The organism is Shewanella sp. ZOR0012 (genome assembly GCF_000798835.1).
GTDB classification, from domain to species: domain Bacteria; phylum Pseudomonadota; class Gammaproteobacteria; order Enterobacterales; family Shewanellaceae; genus Shewanella; species Shewanella xiamenensis.
Window position 1 is genome coordinate 974,636 of the sequence record NZ_JTLE01000094.1, and the last position, 18,237, is coordinate 992,872.

At 46.1% G+C, this 18,237-nt stretch carries 10 protein-coding genes; 2 read left to right on the forward strand and 8 right to left on the reverse strand.

The annotated features are described in order from the left end of the window. Positions 1 to 6 precede the first annotated feature (6 nt). From L976_RS06020 to ampD, 8 genes are all read right to left on the reverse strand, one after another. Positions 7 to 2,220, reverse strand: coding sequence for a patatin-like phospholipase family protein (locus tag L976_RS06020; RefSeq protein ID WP_047535167.1), 2,214 nt, complete (start codon positions 2,218 to 2,220; stop codon positions 7 to 9). Between the two features lie 225 nt (positions 2,221 to 2,445). Next, a complete protein-coding gene (locus tag L976_RS06025) occupies positions 2,446 to 6,918 on the reverse strand; it encodes an EAL domain-containing protein (protein WP_047535168.1) in 4,473 nt (1,490 codons plus the stop codon). A gap of 167 nt (positions 6,919 to 7,085) precedes the next feature. After that, complete coding sequence (gene lpdA, locus L976_RS06030) at positions 7,086 to 8,513, reverse strand: dihydrolipoyl dehydrogenase (protein ID WP_011627382.1); 1,428 nt, start codon at positions 8,511 to 8,513, stop codon at positions 7,086 to 7,088. Between the two features lie 149 nt (positions 8,514 to 8,662). Further along, complete coding sequence (aceF, locus tag L976_RS06035; protein ID WP_047535174.1) at positions 8,663 to 10,669, reverse strand: dihydrolipoyllysine-residue acetyltransferase; 2,007 nt, start codon at positions 10,667 to 10,669, stop codon at positions 8,663 to 8,665. Positions 10,670 to 10,681: 12 nt separating this feature from the next. After that, complete coding sequence (gene aceE / locus L976_RS06040) at positions 10,682 to 13,348, reverse strand: pyruvate dehydrogenase (acetyl-transferring), homodimeric type (protein ID WP_037413614.1); 2,667 nt, start codon at positions 13,346 to 13,348, stop codon at positions 10,682 to 10,684. A gap of 80 nt (positions 13,349 to 13,428) precedes the next feature. After that, complete coding sequence (gene pdhR, locus L976_RS06045) at positions 13,429 to 14,181, reverse strand: pyruvate dehydrogenase complex transcriptional repressor PdhR (protein WP_011070781.1); 753 nt, start codon at positions 14,179 to 14,181, stop codon at positions 13,429 to 13,431. Positions 14,182 to 14,575: 394 nt separating this feature from the next. Beyond that, positions 14,576 to 15,427 carry a beta-lactamase regulator AmpE gene (ampE, locus tag L976_RS06050; RefSeq protein WP_037413617.1) on the reverse strand — a complete coding sequence of 284 codons (852 nt, stop codon included), beginning with the start codon at positions 15,425 to 15,427 and terminating at the stop codon, positions 14,576 to 14,578. A gap of 162 nt (positions 15,428 to 15,589) precedes the next feature. Beyond that, the gene (gene ampD / locus L976_RS06055; RefSeq protein ID WP_047535178.1) at positions 15,590 to 16,129 is read right to left on the reverse strand and encodes a 1,6-anhydro-N-acetylmuramyl-L-alanine amidase AmpD; all 540 of its coding nucleotides are present in this window, start codon (positions 16,127 to 16,129) and stop codon (positions 15,590 to 15,592) included. 230 nt (positions 16,130 to 16,359) lie between these two features. Between ampD and nadC the strand changes: the two genes are divergently transcribed. Beyond that, positions 16,360 to 17,241, forward strand: a complete 882-nt coding sequence (gene nadC, locus L976_RS06060) for a carboxylating nicotinate-nucleotide diphosphorylase (protein WP_047535181.1) — start codon at positions 16,360 to 16,362, stop codon at positions 17,239 to 17,241. 521 nt (positions 17,242 to 17,762) lie between these two features. Further along, positions 17,763 to 18,164 (forward strand): prepilin-type N-terminal cleavage/methylation domain-containing protein, encoded by a 402-nt coding sequence (locus L976_RS06065; RefSeq protein ID WP_156143235.1) that lies wholly within the window; start codon positions 17,763 to 17,765, stop codon positions 18,162 to 18,164. The last annotated feature ends 73 nt before the right edge of the window (positions 18,165 to 18,237 follow it).

The following is an 18,237-nucleotide window of genomic DNA, read 5'->3' on the forward strand; positions in this document are numbered from 1 at the left end:
TTATCATTAAAACGCTTTACCAATAAATAAATAAACTGACTTATCACCCATATCGGTAATACCAAAACCAATCGCCGCAGGTCCCATTGTGGTATCAGTGCCAATGTACAGACTCGATGCATAAATAAGATCAGTAAGCGATACTTCTGATCGTTCAAACCACACATTTCCCGCCTCTAAACTTAGCCCTAAATAGAGCGGGTAATCTCGCATACCTAAGGCATCACGCCCTAAATCATACTGATAAATAAAGGCACCAAAGAGTTTATGAGCTCCATTCAACGAGTCCTTGTGATAACCAGAAAGATTTAAGAAACCGCCCAAATCAGATAAGTGTAAGGTATTGAGGCCATCATTATTATTTGTCGCAAGCGACGCTTTACCCACAAACGCATGATTACCAACGCTCAGTGCGCCTTTCCAGTCGGCCTCTATCTGCACGCTATAGTCGTTCTGATTATCGATGACATCGTCAAAATTCTCTTTACGAACATAAACGTTTAAGCTGACACGATTGCCCGATGTAGGAAAACTAATACTGTCTAAGCTGTCATACCCCATCCTGAAATAAGCGCCATAGGAGTTAAAATCAAAATCCTGAAGTAACCATGCATCATTAATAATGACACCTTTTTCCGCCACTAGCCCCAACTCGACAACGCCTTGCAGCACATAGTTGTAACCAATACCTAATTCGACGGTGTGGGTTTTCTTATCAAAGGTTAGCGCACGATTATTGTTATCGTATAAGTCCCAATTATGGATATCGTATTGATAACGAGCTCGACTATAAAACTCTTGATCCCGATTCAAGGGCTGATAAAACTCAGTCGCAAATAGCTTCTCGAATCCAAGCTTAACTTCGTTTCGCCACTCTCCGCCATTAAAGGTTAAGTCTGTCATGGTATAAGCCATATCAAAGCTGATGGCTGAATCAGAGCTAAAATCGTCCTCCCAATTAAAGCCTAGTTGGAAATAATTAGGTCCCCATGATTTAGCGCGCGTGGTTACCGTAAGTACACGCCCTTCTTTACCCTCCACAAATTCGGCGTCAACACGTTCAAATTTATTTAAGGAATAGATACGTTTTATCGCATCGTTCAATTCATCTTTAGTAATATTCTGACCAGGTTTAAGTTCTAGGGTTTCTTTTAATAAATTAAGGCTAACTTTTGAGTGGTTATCAAACACAATTTCCTTGATAGGATGAGCGATATCCGCCATGACAGTCTTACCCTTGGCCCTTTTACTCTCAACATAGGCGGCATATTGTTCTTCGCTAACGCTCATCTTTTGCAATTTAACTAACTGACTGGTCGCCGCTTCTTTGCCGAGGGTTAACGCTAAAGGCATGATGGTAAAATCGGTTGTGCTTAGGGCATCGATCGCAGGACGGATCAACACATCATTATCAGTCAATAATTGCTTTTGTTTTTCAGTACTGGCGTTAGTCAAGAAATTGGACAACTGATCTAATACGGCAATAGTGCTATCGAGCTTATCTTTTTTTACCAGTGGTGAGCCAATATCCACAGCAATGATAATATCAGCGCCCATCGCCTTCACTACGTCCACAGGCATATTGTTGGCAATACCACCATCCACCAGTAACTTACCGTCGATTTGCGTAGGTTGTAATGCACCTGGCACCGTAGCAGAAGCCTGCATTGCTTTGATAATACTGCCATGGTTAAGCACTACGGGTAGACTGGTTTCTAAATCCGTCGCCACGGCACGATAAGGAATAGCTAAAGCATCAAAATCACCAAATTGCTCCACTAAATCCGTAGACTGTCGTAATAACTGCGACATGGTCTGCCCACGCAATACCCCACTTGGCGCTTTCACCTCGCCTTCGGTATAACCAATATTGAGCGGAATATTATAGCGATCTCGTAACTGTTTATCTCGATAACTCAATACATTACGAGGGATGGTATCCGAATAACCACTATCCCAATCAACCCCCATCATGATGGTTTCGACTTCACTTGCACTGTATCCCAAGGCATACATACCCGCGACATAAGCGCCGATACTTGTACCTGCAATATAGTCCACAGGAATATGATGTTCTTCTAAAATTTTAAGTACACCAACATGGGCGGCGCCTTTAGCACCACCACCGCTTAACACTAATCCTATTTTTGGCCGTTCAGCCGCACATAAGGGAGTCAGCAACACACATAAAAAGAGAGAAGCTACTATTCTGCGCATCATAATGAGTACTTTTATAGGATAAAAAATTTCGAGTTAATATTAGCAAATTTATCTATTTAACCATCAGTCATATTTTATCTGAACCGATGAGTTGAAAATTTGCCATTAATGATCGCGTTATTTCATTTACGTTTAAACACAAGTGCTGTAAACAGATAATTCAACATAAAATCCCAACTTGAGCCGAGGCTAAAAATGCGCAATTAAGCACACATAAATTGCAGATTAAGATTGCCATGAGTCAAGCGGAGACTGTAACTGAAGATATTTTTCAAAATCACTGACAGACATTGGTTTGGCAAAGTAATAGCCCTGAACAATATAACAGCCACGGCTAAAAAGCTGCTCTAACTGCTCAACGGTTTCAACCCCTTCGGCTACTACGGTTAATTTTAAGTTACGTGCCAATTCAATAATACTACTCACAATAGCCTGATCGGCAGAATTCGAGGCGATATCGATCAAAAATGAACGGTCAATTTTGAGTGTATTCACCTCAAAATTGCGTAAATAAGCTAAAGAGGAATATCCGGTGCCGAAGTCGTCAATCGCGACTTCAATGCCAAGCTCGTCAAGCTGCATTAAGTGGGCTTTAGCCACCTGCAACTCTTTCATTAACACTCCTTCGGTAATTTCTAAACATAAAGATGAAGCGGGCATACGGGTGGCATCGAGAATTTTCTTCACGCCATCGATAAAGTCTGGTTGACGGAAATGCACAGCTGAAATATTGACCGACAATTTAAATGGCTCAGCGGTTTGCATTGCCCATTTGGCCCCATCCGAACACGCACGGCGTAAAACCCAGCGATCAATATCAACAACCAAACCACAAGCTTCGGCAACTTTAATAAAAATATCGGGTCGCACAAAACCATCGACGGGATGTCGCCAACGAATGAGTGCTTCCATGCCAATAAATTTATCCCCCTGCAAAATATCAATTTGTGGTTGATAATACAGTTCAAATTCTTGCCGCTCTATCGCTTTACGTAAATCAGCCTCCAAACGTAAATGGTATAACGCTTGGGCATTGCGCTCTGATGAATAATATTTGAAGTTACCACGACCTTCTTCCTTGGCATGATACATGGCCAGATCCGCATTTTTTATGAAGGCTTCTGGCTGCATTGCATCATCGGGCCAAATACTGATCCCAATGCTGGTTGAAATATAAAACTCGCGGCCAAACAACCTAAATGGCGCGACGATTTGTGCCAACAACTGTTCAGCTAAGTGGTTAATATCACTTAACTCTTTAACATTCTTCAGCAAAATAACAAATTCATCGCCACCAAAACGGCAGAGTAAATGGTCACTTCCGATACAGGATTGTAATCGATTAGATGCTTCAACTAAGAGTGCATCGCCCATACTGTGGCCATAGGAATCATTGACATGCTTAAATCTATCTAGGTCAAGAAACAGCAATGCTAACTTTTCACCACTTTGCTCAGCCGCTTGAATAGATTGCATCAAACGATTGGCGAATAACGAACGGTTAGGGAGTCCTGTTAATACATCGTAATTTGCCAGACGTCTAAGGTCGGCCTCGGTGCGTTTCCGCTCAGTGATATCTGAAAATACCACTACATAGTGAATGGCATTTTCATTCAGTGACTGCATCACCGACACGTTAAGCCATACGGGATACACTAGGCCGTTTTGTCCGACTAACTCACGCTCACCCGTCCATGAGCTATCCTGACCAAGTAACTGGGCAACTTCCGTAGATAACCCATCCTTCATTTGCACAAATTGCGAAAATGATAGGCCGACTAAGCTCTGTTGTTCTGAGCCTATAATGTGCTGAGCGGCATGATTGGCAACACGAATATTTTCATCTACGTCTAAAATAAGTACACCTTCTGATGTATTTTCAAACGCTTGGGCTAAAAGACTGACTTCATCTTCAAGCTGCCGCTGCAAGGTTATATCACTATAAATCCCCGCTACCCGCTCAATAACTTGGGTTTGTTTATTACGAGCCACAGGACGCCCACGCACCCTCAACCAGCCCCAGTTACCATCGCGACGATGATATCGATATTCGGCTTCAAACCGATCAACCTCTCCTGCAAGCATGCTATTCCATTGCACCAGTACTTTTTCCCGATCCAAAGGATGTACGGGAAGTGATTCAAGAGTAAGTACAATTTCGTTGGCATGACTTCCCAAGACATAACCGCGGTTATCGAGATAAAAACATTGGCTATCCCTGTGCCATTCCCAAAGATCAGAGTCGCTGCCACGTAACGATTGCCTGAGACGATCATCACTCTCGGTTAGCGCTTGGTTCATCGCCATAAAGGTGCGAACCTGACGCTGTCGATACCACGCTAAACTCAGTGCAATAATTGAAAACACTAATAATAATAGACCTTTAAACCCTTGAGTCAGCCACCAGTGCTGCTCAACATAGAAGGGAAAAGTAAAGGGCTTATCTGACCAGATTCCATTGACTTGGCTTAACACCTCAAGTAGATATTCTCCCGCTGCTAAGCCTGCGAGGTTTACCTGCGACTCACCTTGGAGCAGCACGTAGTTATCTTCCTCCCCTTGATATCTGAGTCGATATTTAAATTGTATTGGCGAATCATCAAGGTAATCGAGGTTAGTGATCTGCAGGCTTACCATATTGGCGTCAGGCTTAATCACCATCAACGGTTTGGGTAACAACGAGACTTGGGTATTGTTGTCGTAATAAACCGATACCGACTCCAACATCACATGATCATCGGCAATACGGTTGACCATCTTGTCCACATCAAGGTTCATCACCCCTTCAGGAGTACCAATATACAGACCTGAAACGGCAGAATAGAAATAGGCGCCTTCATTCATTTCATTAGAAATTAGGCCATCAAGTTGGTTAAACATTGAGATTTGCCCTGTCGCTCTATCTTGACGAATTAGCGAATCAGCACAGGCAACGACATTGGCATTGGTTGTTTTTTGGATAAAAAATACTGAACTACAATTTACTTGCCATTGTGAACTTAACGAAACCAGTTTACCGCTGTGGAGATTTAATTCGAATAAGCCCCTTTCATAGGAGCCAAACCACATCACACCGGGAGATATTTCTTCAATATGGCTAATTGAGGGCACAGAGTTTAAGCCACTGAACAATTGTCTTTGATCGTGAAAAAGATTTTGCTCGTCAATATAACCAAATACCTTTCGTCCACCTATCCATAATTTACCGTCAGAGGCTCGATATAAAGAACGAATGGTTGGCCGCTTAAGCTCTGGCGAATTCCCAGTTGCCCCATCAAAGTTAAATGGCTGCGGCTCAAACAGTCCTTGCTCCCAAAAATACAGCCCCGTACCCGTTGCAATCCAAAACCGTCCTTTGAGTTTCGGATCGGCATAAGTGCCATAGATGAGTTTATTTTTAAATGCTTCACCACCATGCGTCCACTGGGCAAAACTGATCCCTTTTAAGGTCAACTTATCCACGACAAACAAACCACTCGTGGTCGAAACTAATAAATAGTGGTCAATAAAGCGACTGATCTCGTAAACACTCTCGTGCGGCTTTAATCCCTCAATATCTACGGTAATTGCTTTTTGAGTGTTTCGCCCGACAAAGCTGACATTTGACGCCCCAAACCATAATCCTTCATCACTCGCAAACACCGACCACACCATAGCGTCAGATAATTGGTGTGGCGGTTCGCCAGTATAAGTATCAAGAATGAAATCCGGTTGCGAGGCCAGTAAGGCTAAACCATCTCCAGAGCCCCCAACCCACATCAAACCTGATTTATCAAACAATATCGCCTTTAATGTTTCCATATTGGCTTGAGTTTTAAGCTCTTGTTGATAATTTTCAATCTTATGGGTATCTGGAGACCACTTTAATAAACCTGCCCGACTCGAAAACCAAATCTCACCATTATGGCCTTCAGCCATAGCAGTGCTCCAATCGGGTAATTCAGGAACAGGGAAAATCTGTAAGGTTTTTGGTTCTAATCGGTAAATCCCTCGACTCGTTGCAATCCAAATACGCTGTTTTGAATCCTCAAGCATATCCAGAATACTGCCCATAGGTTCAGTCCATTGATAATCAACGACTTTTTCCCCGGCACTGTTAAGGAGTAACAATTGAAATTGACCCGCAACAAGAAACTGACCATCAGGCATGCTCAATAACTTGCGCCAGGGTAGATCGCGATTAACGGGTAACTGACTCACTAAAGTTAAGGTCAAGGTTGAGGGGGATAAGTCGTAAATCTGGCCGTTATCAATCAACAAGCGCCATTCTTGGGCATTTTTACGAGCAGCAGAAATTAACACTCCACCAGGGAAATGAGGGAATAAATTAGGTGACCCCATCTGGGTAAATTGATTTTTTGCGATGTCATAAAGATAGGTTGCGGCATTGGTACTGACTAACAGCATATCGCGATCGATATTGACAACTGTTGTCAAAAACTCATCAGCAAGGCGTAACTCAGAACCCGTTTTATCAATTCGCCTCACTTTAGAATTACTAACCCGATATAAACCTTGCTCGGTTGCAGCCCATATAAAACCATGGTCATCGAGTGTGAGCGCGCGAATACTGGTCGCTTCAAGTCCGTCCCTGTCAGAAAAAACCCGTTGTACAAAACTACCCGCCCAAGCCGAATGAAGACCTGAACAAAAAACCAATATTGATGCCAAAAGGAAGTGGATTATTATTTTTTTCATTTGACGACTTACTTAACACCATAGTTTTACTGTAGCAGTTCAACAGTCTGAATACACCCGCACATTCACATTAACTTTACATTTTTACTTAGGCAATAAAAAAGCGCCCTAAAGGCGCTTTTACGAATATAAGTCTCAACTTATTTCAGGACGAGACAAAGGTTAAATTACTTTTTCTTTGCCTTTGGGTTTGGCAGGTCAGTAATAGAACCTTCGTAGATTTCAGCCGCAAGACCTACTGACTCGTGCAGCGTTGGGTGAGCGTGAATGGTTAATGCTAAATCTTCAGCATCACAACCCATTTCGATGGCTAGGCCGATTTCGCCCAACAGTTCGCCACCGTTCACACCTACGATAGCACCACCGATTACGCGGTGAGTGTCTTTATCGAAAATCAGCTTAGTCATACCTTCGCTGCAATCTGAAGCGATTGCACGGCCGCTGGCTGCCCATGGGAAAGTCGCTGTTTCGTAAGCAATACCTTGCTCTTTCGCTTCTTTCTCAGTCAGACCAACCCAGGCCACTTCAGGGTCTGTGTAAGCGATTGATGGGATCACTTTTGGATCGAAGTAGTGCTTCATACCCGCGATCACTTCAGCCGCAACGTGGCCTTCGTGCACGCCTTTGTGAGCCAACATTGGTTGACCAACGATGTCACCGATTGCGTAGATGTGCGGTACGTTTGTACGTAATTGCTTGTCTACGTTGATGAAACCACGCTCATCAATCTTAACGCCCGCTTTTTCAGCGTCGATAAGCTTACCATTTGGCGTACGGCCGATTGCCACTAACACCGCATCGTAACGAACAGGCTCTGCTGGCGCGCTCTTACCTTCCATCGAAACGTAGATACCGTCTTCACGGGCTTCAACCGCAGTGACTTTGGTTTCGAGGATCAGGTTGAATTTCTTCTTGATTTGCTTAGTGAATACGCGAACAACGTCTTTGTCAGCCGCAGGGATCACTTGGTCGAACATTTCAACCACGTCGATTTCACTGCCCAGAGAAGAGTAAACCGTACCCATTTCTAAACCGATGATACCGCCGCCCATTACCAGCAGTTTGCCAGGAACTTCTTTCAGTTCTAATGCGTCGGTCGAATCCCAAATACGTGGGTCTTCATGGGGAATGAATGGCAGTTTGATTGGGCGAGAACCCGCAGCGATGATCGCTTGGTCAAACTTAACAACGGTCACAGTGCCGTCTTCAGCAGTCACTTCTAAGCTGTTAGGGCCTGTAAATTTACCGAAGCCATTAACAACGTTTACTTTACGCATTTTAGACATGCCGCCTAAGCCACCAGTCAACTGGCTGATCACTTTTTGCTTGAAGCTGCGTAACTTGTCTAAATCGATGGTTGGCTCGCCGAACACCACACCGTGTGCAGCAACGGCTTTGGCTTCTTCGATGACTTTAGCAACGTGTAACAGGGCTTTAGATGGGATACAACCCACGTTCAAACACACGCCACCTAAAGTGCTAAAACGTTCAACGATAACGGTTTCCAGACCTAAGTCAGCCGCACGGAAGGCAGCAGAATATCCCGCAGGACCTGCACCTAATACCACTACCTGAGTTTTGATTTCGTTACTCATGTTTTCCTCTAATTCTCATTCAATCCGTTGGAGGGGAGTAATCCTGCCAACCGAAAATGCGCCAGCGCGTAAGGTGGGCGCATTTTAACCTGTGTTTGATACTGATCACAATAAACAAAAGGCCACTCAAGATGAGCAGCCTTATTTGTTTACAGAATCAAAGTACGAATATCGGACAGAATTCCTGACAGGGTCACGCTAAAGCGTGCAGCCATTGCACCATCGATCACGCGGTGATCGTAGGATAGCGACAGTGGCAACATCAATTTAGGCTCGAATTCTTTACCATTCCACTTAGGCTTAATTTCAGATTTAGACACACCTAAAATCGCCACGTCTGGGTAGTTAACGATTGGGGTAAATGCAGTACCACCAATGCCACCTAGGCTTGAAATAGTGAAGCAGCTGCCCTGCATATCGGCGGACTTCAGCTTACCGTCACGGGCGCGGATAGAAATATCTGCCAGCTCACGAGATAACTCGATAATGCCTTTCTTATCCACGTCACGCACCACTGGCACAACCAAACCGTTTGGCGTATCAACCGCCACACCGATGTGGTAGTACTTCTTCTGGATCAGTGATTCACCGTCGCTGCTTAAGCTTGAGTTGAACACTGGGAACTGTTGTAGCGTTTTCGCCACAGCTTTCATCATAAAGACCAGCGGAGTGATCTTATAATCGGCTTTCTTCTTCGCCGCTGCGTCGTTCTGCTGCTTACGGAACTCTTCCATTTCAGTGATATCAGCTTCATCGAACTGAGTCACGTGGGGAATAGTTACCCAGTTGCGGTGCAGGTTTGGACCAGAGATCTTCTGGATACGGCTTAATGGAATTTCTTCCACTTCACCAAACTTGCTGAAATCCACTTTCGGTGCGGCAATTACTTGCAAACCACCACCGCTACCCGCTGCAACGGAAGTTGCTGCTGTCGCCTTAGGACGAGACAGTTCGTATTTCACATACGCCTGAACGTCTTCCTTCATGATGCGACCTTTACGGCCAGAACCCGTCACTTGAGTGAGATCCACACCAAATTCACGGGCCAAACGGCGAACCGCAGGAGACGCATGCACCGCACCAGTAGACACAGGCGCACCTGCACTTGGGTGATGTGGAACCGGTGGACGGCTAGGCGCGGCTGCAACAGGTGCTGGAGCCACTTCTTGGGCGACTGGTGCAGATGCTGGCGCGGCGGCTTGAGGTGCAGGAGCTGCACCGGCAGTCACAGTTTCAATCGTCGCAATCACGCTACCTTGAGAAACCTTATCACCGACTTTAACGGTTAACGACAGCAGTTTACCGGCGAATGGCGCAGGCACTTCCATGGTCGCTTTATCGGTTTCTAACGTGATCAAACCTTGGTCAGCAGTGATCATATCACCCACAGACACTAGCACTTCGATCACATCGACATTGCTGGCATCACCAATATCTGGCACTTGGATTTCTTTAACGGCAACCACTGGTGCAGCAGCTACTGGAGCAACAGCCGCCGCAGGTGCAGCTCGAGCGACAGGAGCTGACGCTGCTGGCGCGCTTGCTTGTGGAGCCGTGGCAGCAGGAGCTGCGCCACCCACTTCGAGCATGATCACTAATGAGCCTTGGGAAACCTTGTCACCCACAGCCACTTTCACTTCTTTTACCACACCCGCGAATGGCGATGGTACGTCCATGGTCGCTTTGTCGGTTTCAAGCGTGATAAGGCCAGCGTCAACCTCAATCTTATCGCCAGCGGCGACTAAGACTTCAATAACAGACACATCGGTGTCACCACCGATATCCGGCACAGTGACTTCAACCACTTGGGTTGCGCCCGTCGCTGTCGCGGCAGCCACAGGGGCTGGAGCAGGTGCTGCTGGAGCTGGCGCAGAAGCGGCAGCTTGAGCAACTGGCGCAGCAGCTTGAGCGGATGCGCCCGCTGCTTGCATCATCGCAATTAAGGTACCTTCGCTGACTTTGTCACCGACGGCCACTTTCAATTCGGCTAACACACCCGCGAAAGGCGCAGGAATGTCCATGGTCGCCTTGTCGCTTTCAACGGTCAGAATCGACTCTTCCGCTGCTAAGGTATCGCCCACAGAAGCACAGATTTCGATAACTTGTACTTCATCGCCGCCGATATCAGGAACAAAAACTTCTTTTAATTCAGCCATTTTTATTGCCTCTTACGCGTACTGTGGATTGATCTTGTCAGCGTCGATGCCGTATTCCTTGATGGCATTCGCTAACACATCAACAGGCAGCTCTTTACGATCAACCAGTGACTTCAGTGCCGCGATAACGATGAACTTAGCGTCCACTTCGAAGTGGTGACGCAGGTTGTCACGGCTGTCTGAACGACCGAAACCGTCAGTACCTAACACTTTGTAATCGGTTGGCATAAATGCACGTAACTGCTCGCCGTAGATCTTCATGTAGTCAGTTGCTGCGATTGCAGGCGCATCACTGGAGATCACTTGGCTGATATACGCTTGTTTTGGCGTTTGCGTTGGGTGCAGCATGTTCCAACGTTCTGCCGCTTGACCATCGCGAGTCAGTTCGTTGAAGCTGGTCACGCTAAATACGTCGGCAGTGATACCAAAGTCTTTCGCCAGCGCTTGCGCCGCTTTACGGGTTTGCTCAAGAATGGTGCCACAGCTCAGTAACTGCACTTTGCCTTTACCAGAACCACTAACCGTTTCCAGCTTGTAGATACCTTTAACGATACCTTCCTCGGCACCTTCTGGCATTTCAGGCTGAATATAGTTTTCGTTCATTGTGGTCAGGTAGTAGAAGATATCTTCTTGTTTTTCGCCGTACATACGACGGATACCATCTTGAACGATAACGGCAATTTCATAACCATAAGTTGGATCGTAGGTAATACAGTTAGGAATAGTGTTAGCCAGTACGTGACTGTGACCATCCTGATGCTGTAAACCTTCACCGTTCAGTGTTGTACGGCCTGAAGTACCACCGACTAAGAAGCCACGTGCACGCATATCACCCGCAGCCCATGCCATGTCGCCAATACGTTGGAAACCGAACATTGAGTAGTAGATGTAGAATGGGATCATCGGTGTATCGTTGACTGAGTAGCTGGTCGCAGCCGCTACCCAAGATGACATTGCACCCAGTTCGTTAATACCTTCCTGCAGCACCTGACCGGTTTTATCTTCACGATAGTAAGCCACTTGGTCAGAGTCTTGCGGTACGTATTTTTGGCCTTCGTGAGCATAAATACCCACTTGGCGGAACAGACCTTCCATACCGAAAGTACGCGCTTCGTCAGGAATAATTGGCACAATGTTTTTGCCAATTTTCTTGTCTTTTAACAGCGCAGTCAGTACGCGAACAAACGCCATGGTCGATGAAATTTCACGGCCATTTGAGCCTGCTAAGATCGAATCGAAAATCTTCAGTGATGGCACTTCCAGCTCTTCGCTGAACTTCTCACGACGTTGTGGCACGCTACCATGCAGCGCGGCACGACGGCTCATCATGTACTTCACTTCTTCCGAATCTGGACCTGGGTGGTAGAACGGCAGATCTTCTAATTGATCGTCAGGAATCGGGATATTGAAACGATCGCGGAAGTAACGGATAGACTCGATACCCATTTTCTTCACGTTGTGGGCGATGTTCTTACCTTCACCCGCATCACCTAGGCCGTAACCTTTAACGGTTTTCGCTAGGATCACCGTTGGGCGACCTTTAGTCTTACGCGCATGGTCTAATGCCGCGTACACTTTAACTGGGTCATGACCACCACGGTTTAAGCGCCAAATGTCATCATCTGACATGTTCGCTACCATTTCGGCGGTTTCTGGGTATTTGCCGAAGAAGTGTTCGCGAGTATAAGCGCCACCTTTGGCTTTACAGTTTTGGTATTCACCGTCAACGGTTTCTTCCATTAACTGCAATAACTTACCGCTGGTATCACGGGCCAATAATGGGTCCCAGTAACGACCCCAAATCACTTTCACGACTTCCCAGCCAGCGCCGCGGAATTCGCCTTCCAGTTCTTGGATGATCTTACCGTTACCGCGTACTGGGCCGTCCAGACGTTGCAGGTTACAGTTGATGATAAAGACTAAGTTATCTAATTCTTCACGGGCGGCTAAACCAATCGCACCTAAGGCTTCTGGCTCGTCACACTCACCGTCACCTAAGAAGCAGTAAACGGTTTGCTCAGAACAATCTTTCAGACCACGGTCAGTTAGATATTTTAAGAAGCGCGCTTGGTAAATCGCTTGAATTGGGCCTAACCCCATAGAAACCGTTGGGAATTGCCAGTAGTCAGGCATCAATTTAGGGTGCGGATACGAAGACAGACCTTTGCCATCCACTTCTTGACGGAAGTTAGCCAGTTGGTCTTCAGTTAAACGACCTTCTAAGAATGAACGCGCATAGATACCTGGGGCAATATGACCTTGGAAATACACTAAGTCGCCGCCGTCTTTCTCGTTTGGCGCACGGAAGAAGTGGTTAAAGCACACGTCATAAATGGTTGCACTCGACGCGAAACTCGAAATATGGCCGCCTAACTCTAAATCTTTCTTAGAACCGCGTAGCACCATAGCTAAGGCGTTCCAACGGATGATGGCGCGAATGCGACGTTCCATCTCTTGGTTGCCTGGCATGTGCGGCTCTTGACCCGCTGGAATGGTGTTCAAATAGGCTGTGGTCGCCGTGTAAGGCAAGTGTGTGCCATTGCGACGGGCTTTATCGATCAGTTTCTCTAATAAGAAATGGGCGCGTTCAGGGCCTTCCTGTTCTAATACAGCTTGCAGGGCATCAACCCATTCCTGAGTCTCTAACGGATCTAAGTCTTGTAGCATATCTTCAGACATGACACTGTCCTTCTCTATATACATGATAATGAATGGTGTTTGCGGCATATTCCGCTTTAGCGAGTGCTAAAGTCGGGAACTTAAGCGCCACTCTTTAAACGGCGCAAACTTCGCTGCAACCGGCTATCTTCTTCCCGCACAGATAACATCACCTCTTCGATGTAACTTAAATGTTCATTAGAGGCTTCTCTAGCGGCTTCAGGATCACGACGAACGATAGCAGCGAGCAGAGCACGTCTGTGATCGTTAGCCATAGTGGAAGCTTCTTCGCGGCGGCTTAAAAGCTCCAGGTTTTGCGCCACATTCTTATGCAGCACAGGGGTTAAACTGAGTACGAGATGCAACATAGCCACATTGTGTGACGCTTCAGCGACGGCGCGATAGAAGCGCACAATAGCAGCAGCTTGTTGTTCGATATTGGTGGCGGCTTCCACCTCAAGGATCATCCGCTTGATATTTTGCATATCAGCGTCTGTGCCACGCAATGCGGCAAAATAGGCCATCATGCCTTCGGTCGCATGACGAAACTCCAGCAAGTCGTATTGGCTTTCTGGATCGGCTGTCATTAATTCAACGATAGGATCGGCAAGACTCTGCCAGAGTTGCTCTTTGACATAAGTACCGCCGCCTTGACGGCGCATTAATAGCCCTTTCGCCTCAAGTTTTTGAATCGCTTCACGCAATGAGGGACGAGATACTTCGAACTGGATGGCCAGTTCACGCTCCGGTGGTAATTTCTGGCCCGGCTGTAAACTGCCTTCGAGGATCATTTGCTCGAGTTGCGCCATGATCACATCAGAAATTTTTGGCTGATTAATTTTACTATAGGCCATTTGGCGCTCAGCTCCGTTGTAAATTGGTCTTACCAATTTTTATGAGTGAGCGCACTTTATCAAATCACACTTTTGATGTCCAGATTGAAAATCAACCTTAAAAGGTGATCTCACTCAAAACCGCTCACGATGAGAGAGCATAGCCTAAAAAACTCATCATGGGGTCAGACCATTAAACCACAGCAAGAGCAAGTGCTAGCGGCTAGGTTCTAGATCGCTGCAAAAAGCGCAGTAGCTAGAAAAAGCAGAACGGGCTGCGCCCTTATAGATTCTAGATTTTAGGTTCTAGGTGCTAGATTCTAGAGCAACGAAGTGGCGTCCTAGAGCAGTGCTTTTGGCTGCGTCCTAGCAGCGAAGCGTCCTAGATTCTAGAAGCCTCGCAGCGTCCTTCTTATTAACTCACCAATCCAAAAATAGTCAGCAGTGATAACACAGCAACCATCAGCGTAAAGTTACGTTTGCTTAAGACTAACAATGCTAAGGTCGACTGCACACAAACAGGCGCGCTAGACACCTCGGGCAAAGGCTGGGCAGCGAGTGCGGTTTCAGTGACCACTTGCCTAGCACTGGCATTGATATTTAACGCATTATTGCGCCACGCCGCGAGTCCTTCACTAAACTGACCACTGAGCGCATAGCCAAAGGAAAACACTCGGCTTGGGAGCCAATCAAACGCAAACATAATATCTTCAATCAGCGGTAAATTAAGTGACTTACGTATATTTTCCTCCGCATAAAATCGCGCAGTGCAATATAACACTGCCCCCACAGGTCCAAGAAAAATAAGGCATAATGCCACTGCACCGTAGTAACGATAGTTAATCCAAGCAACGCTCTGCCCGACCTTAGCACCTAAATCTTTTTCCGAAACCGCCTCCAAACACTCACTGCAATCTAATTCAGCAGCATAGTGATAACAGGCCTGCACATCGGAGCGACACGCCGCCTGCATATATTTTTTAAAGGTATCGCGCTGTTTTTGATGATTAAAACAAATAATCGCCACCAGCACCCATAGCGCGAGACTTAATACTCCCCAAAACATACCCGACGCAATCCAACCCAACAGATAAACCACACCCGCGGGCAGTATCAAAGCCAGCAACATATTAGTGTTATTAAGCGACGCTTTATCGCCAAAAAAGCTGGATTGGTAAGATTGCAGTACACGATCACACTGCCAAGAGGCGGGAAGAAACTTTAGTCGCTCCACAAGAATGGCGACCAGTAATGAAAATAATGCCATCGATAGTACTCCTTGTAAAAAAGCAGGACGGACTAGAAAAAGCAGAGCGGGCTTCGCCCATCTAGGTTCTAGATCCACGAAGTGGCGTCCTAGAACAGTGCTTTTTGCTGCGTCCTAGCAGCGAAGCGTCCTAGATTCTAGAAGCAGCATCCTTCTTTGCCTTCAACGCAGCGCCGTTAAATACCTTTCCCAGTCAAAGCTTGGGCCAGGGTCAGTTTTACGCATTGGCGCAATATCACAATGCCCAACAATCCGCTCGACACTCAAGCTAGGGTATTGTGCAAACAAGGCTTGAGTCAATTCAACAAGTTGTTGATATTGTGCGGCAGTATAGGGCTTAGTATCCGTCCCTTCGAGCTCAATGCCAATGGAAAAATCATTACAATTTTCCCTTTCACCATAACGGGACACGCCAGCGTGCCAAGCTCTATCTTCACAACTCACATACTGCACACATTCACCATCGCGGCGAATTAAAAAATGTGCTGATACCTTAAGCCCCGCTAAATCGGCGAAAGTTTCATCGGCACTGGTATCTAAACAGCCTTGAAATAATTGATCGATGTAAGGTAAACCAAAACATCCAGCGGGCAGGCTGATATTGTGGATCACCAACAGACTAATCTCCCCAAAGGGGCGTTGATTAAAATGTGGCGATTCACAGCGCCGCACCGCGCGATACCAACCAAACTCAAAACCCATGTTTACTCCTTAAAAACGGAACGTCGCTACGCGACTGCTAGGAAAGCAGAGCGGGCTTCGCCCTTCTAGGCGCTAGATTTTAGATTCTAGATTCTAGAAGGAGCAAAGCGACGCTCTAGCACCTAGCGGCGCAGCCATGATAATCTTAAGCCCAAATGCAAGCAGGCAGACGATTGACCCATGTTAACCCATGCCCACTCGCCCGACGTATAAAAGCAAGGACTCCGATCATGCTAGAAAACGATATTCGCCACGCCGTAAAAACCGCGCTCAATGAAGATCTTGGCGGCACTGAAATCAACGAGCATACCAAAACCATTGCCTACGGTGACATTACTGCCGAACTTATTCCGGCGGATAAATATGCCGAAGCGACCTTAATCACCCGCGAAGAAGGCGTTTTTTGTGGCAAAGCCTGGGCAGAACAAGTCTTTAATCAATTAGGTGGCGAAGTCGCGCTGCATTGGCATGTCGATGATGGCGATCTTGTGTTACCCAATCAAGTCTTGTGTGAATTATCCGGCCCCGCTCGCGCCTTATTGACTGGCGAACGCACCACGATGAACTTTATCCAAACCTTATCCGGTGTCGCCACCCTCACCAAACACTATGTAGACAAACTTGCAGGCACTCACACACAGCTGCTCGATACCCGTAAAACCATTCCAGGGCTGCGCACTGCCCAAAAATATGCAGTCACCTGCGGCGGCGGTAAAAACCACCGTATTGGTCTATTTGATGCCTTCTTAATTAAAGAAAACCACATTATGGCCTGTGGTGGCATACGCCAAGCAGTGGATGCAGCGCGCACTTTACACCCCAATAAACCCGTTGAAGTCGAAGTCGAGTCCTTAGCCGAACTGGCATTAGCACTGGATTCTGGCGCAGATATCATTATGTTAGATAACTTCGATATCACTATGATGGTCGAAGCGGTTGAACTGAATGCAAAAAGCCAAGCTAAAGGCAAAGGTGCAAAACTTGAAGTCTCAGGCAATGTCACCTTAGACACCTTGGCAGAATTTGCCAAAACGGGGGTGGATTATATTTCCGTCGGCGCCCTCACCAAGCATGTTCGCGCCTTAGATCTATCCATGCGACTGAAAGGTTAAAAAGAAGGTTATAGGCTCTAGGGACTAGTTCCTAGGGCCTAGCTCGTAGCTCCTACATTCTAGATTCTAGAACGAGCTTGCGAGCGCCCTAGCAGTTGCGCAGCAACGTCCTAGATTCTAGCTTCCTGCCCTTTACAGCATAAACCCACTAAATAGCCTAACAAAACACAGGTATAATGCGCGCCGATGTTTTGACGTTGTTTTAAATGCGTCAACTTAACTAACATTGTCAAACGTTTGTTAGAACGCAATACGTTTTAGCGTCAAGTTTTTAGACAAAATAATCATTTAATTAATACTTTATGCGTAAAAGTTGTTTCATTTTACTTAACTTTGTACTAACTTTTACCTAGGCGAGATGGCCGTTTCGGCCTTCCTTATCAAAATTAGCTCAAAGTGAATTGTCGCTAGCCAAAAAACCAGCAATTCATTCCAAGCAATCAAGATAAGCAGCCGAAACGAACACAATCGATAAACAACAATTTGCATTATATTTGGAGCAAAAAATGAAAGGTATCAAGATGAACAAGCAAGCTCAGGGTTTTACCTTGATCGAATTAATGATTGTAGTAGCCATTATCGGTATTTTGGCTGCAATCGCATTGCCAGCATATAAGGATTATGTAATTACCGCCGAAGGTGGTGCTGCCATGAAAGGCCTAAGCGCATTTTCTCAAAAAACACAAACTTGTATACAAACAGGTATTGCATGTACAGATATCGCTACTGAAGTTGGAAAAAATCCAAAACTTGCATTAACTGGTACTCCTGCAATCAACGCAACAAACGTTGTATTGACTTGGAGCGATTCTAACTGCGATATGACAGCAACATTTGATGGTACTGGTGGGGTAAGCTATGCAGTTGCCGCGTCTAGTACTGATGCAACGAAATGTAAAAAAGGTGCTGGTATCGGCAGCTAATAACCAAAATTTTTCTAAAGCCCCTTTTCGGGGCTTTTTTATTTTTATCAATTTATTATCCCGGTTAACCATA

Coding starts and splice junctions, on each gene's coding strand:
- lpdA (WP_011627382.1), bottom strand. CDS start 8,513: ATGAGTAACGAAATCAAAACTCAGGTAGTGGTATTAGGTGCAGGTCCT.
- ampE (WP_037413617.1), bottom strand. CDS start 15,427: ATGGCATTATTTTCATTACTGGTCGCCATTCTTGTGGAGCGACTAAAG.
- nadC (WP_047535181.1), top strand. CDS start 16,360: ATGCTAGAAAACGATATTCGCCACGCCGTAAAAACCGCGCTCAATGAA.
- pdhR (WP_011070781.1), bottom strand. CDS start 14,181: ATGGCCTATAGTAAAATTAATCAGCCAAAAATTTCTGATGTGATCATG.
- L976_RS06020 (WP_047535167.1), bottom strand. CDS start 2,220: ATGATGCGCAGAATAGTAGCTTCTCTCTTTTTATGTGTGTTGCTGACT.
- aceF (WP_047535174.1), bottom strand. CDS start 10,669: ATGGCTGAATTAAAAGAAGTTTTTGTTCCTGATATCGGCGGCGATGAA.
- L976_RS06065 (WP_156143235.1), top strand. CDS start 17,763: ATGAACAAGCAAGCTCAGGGTTTTACCTTGATCGAATTAATGATTGTA.
- ampD (WP_047535178.1), bottom strand. CDS start 16,129: ATGGGTTTTGAGTTTGGTTGGTATCGCGCGGTGCGGCGCTGTGAATCG.
- aceE (WP_037413614.1), bottom strand. CDS start 13,348: ATGTCTGAAGATATGCTACAAGACTTAGATCCGTTAGAGACTCAGGAA.
- L976_RS06025 (WP_047535168.1), bottom strand. CDS start 6,918: ATGAAAAAAATAATAATCCACTTCCTTTTGGCATCAATATTGGTTTTT.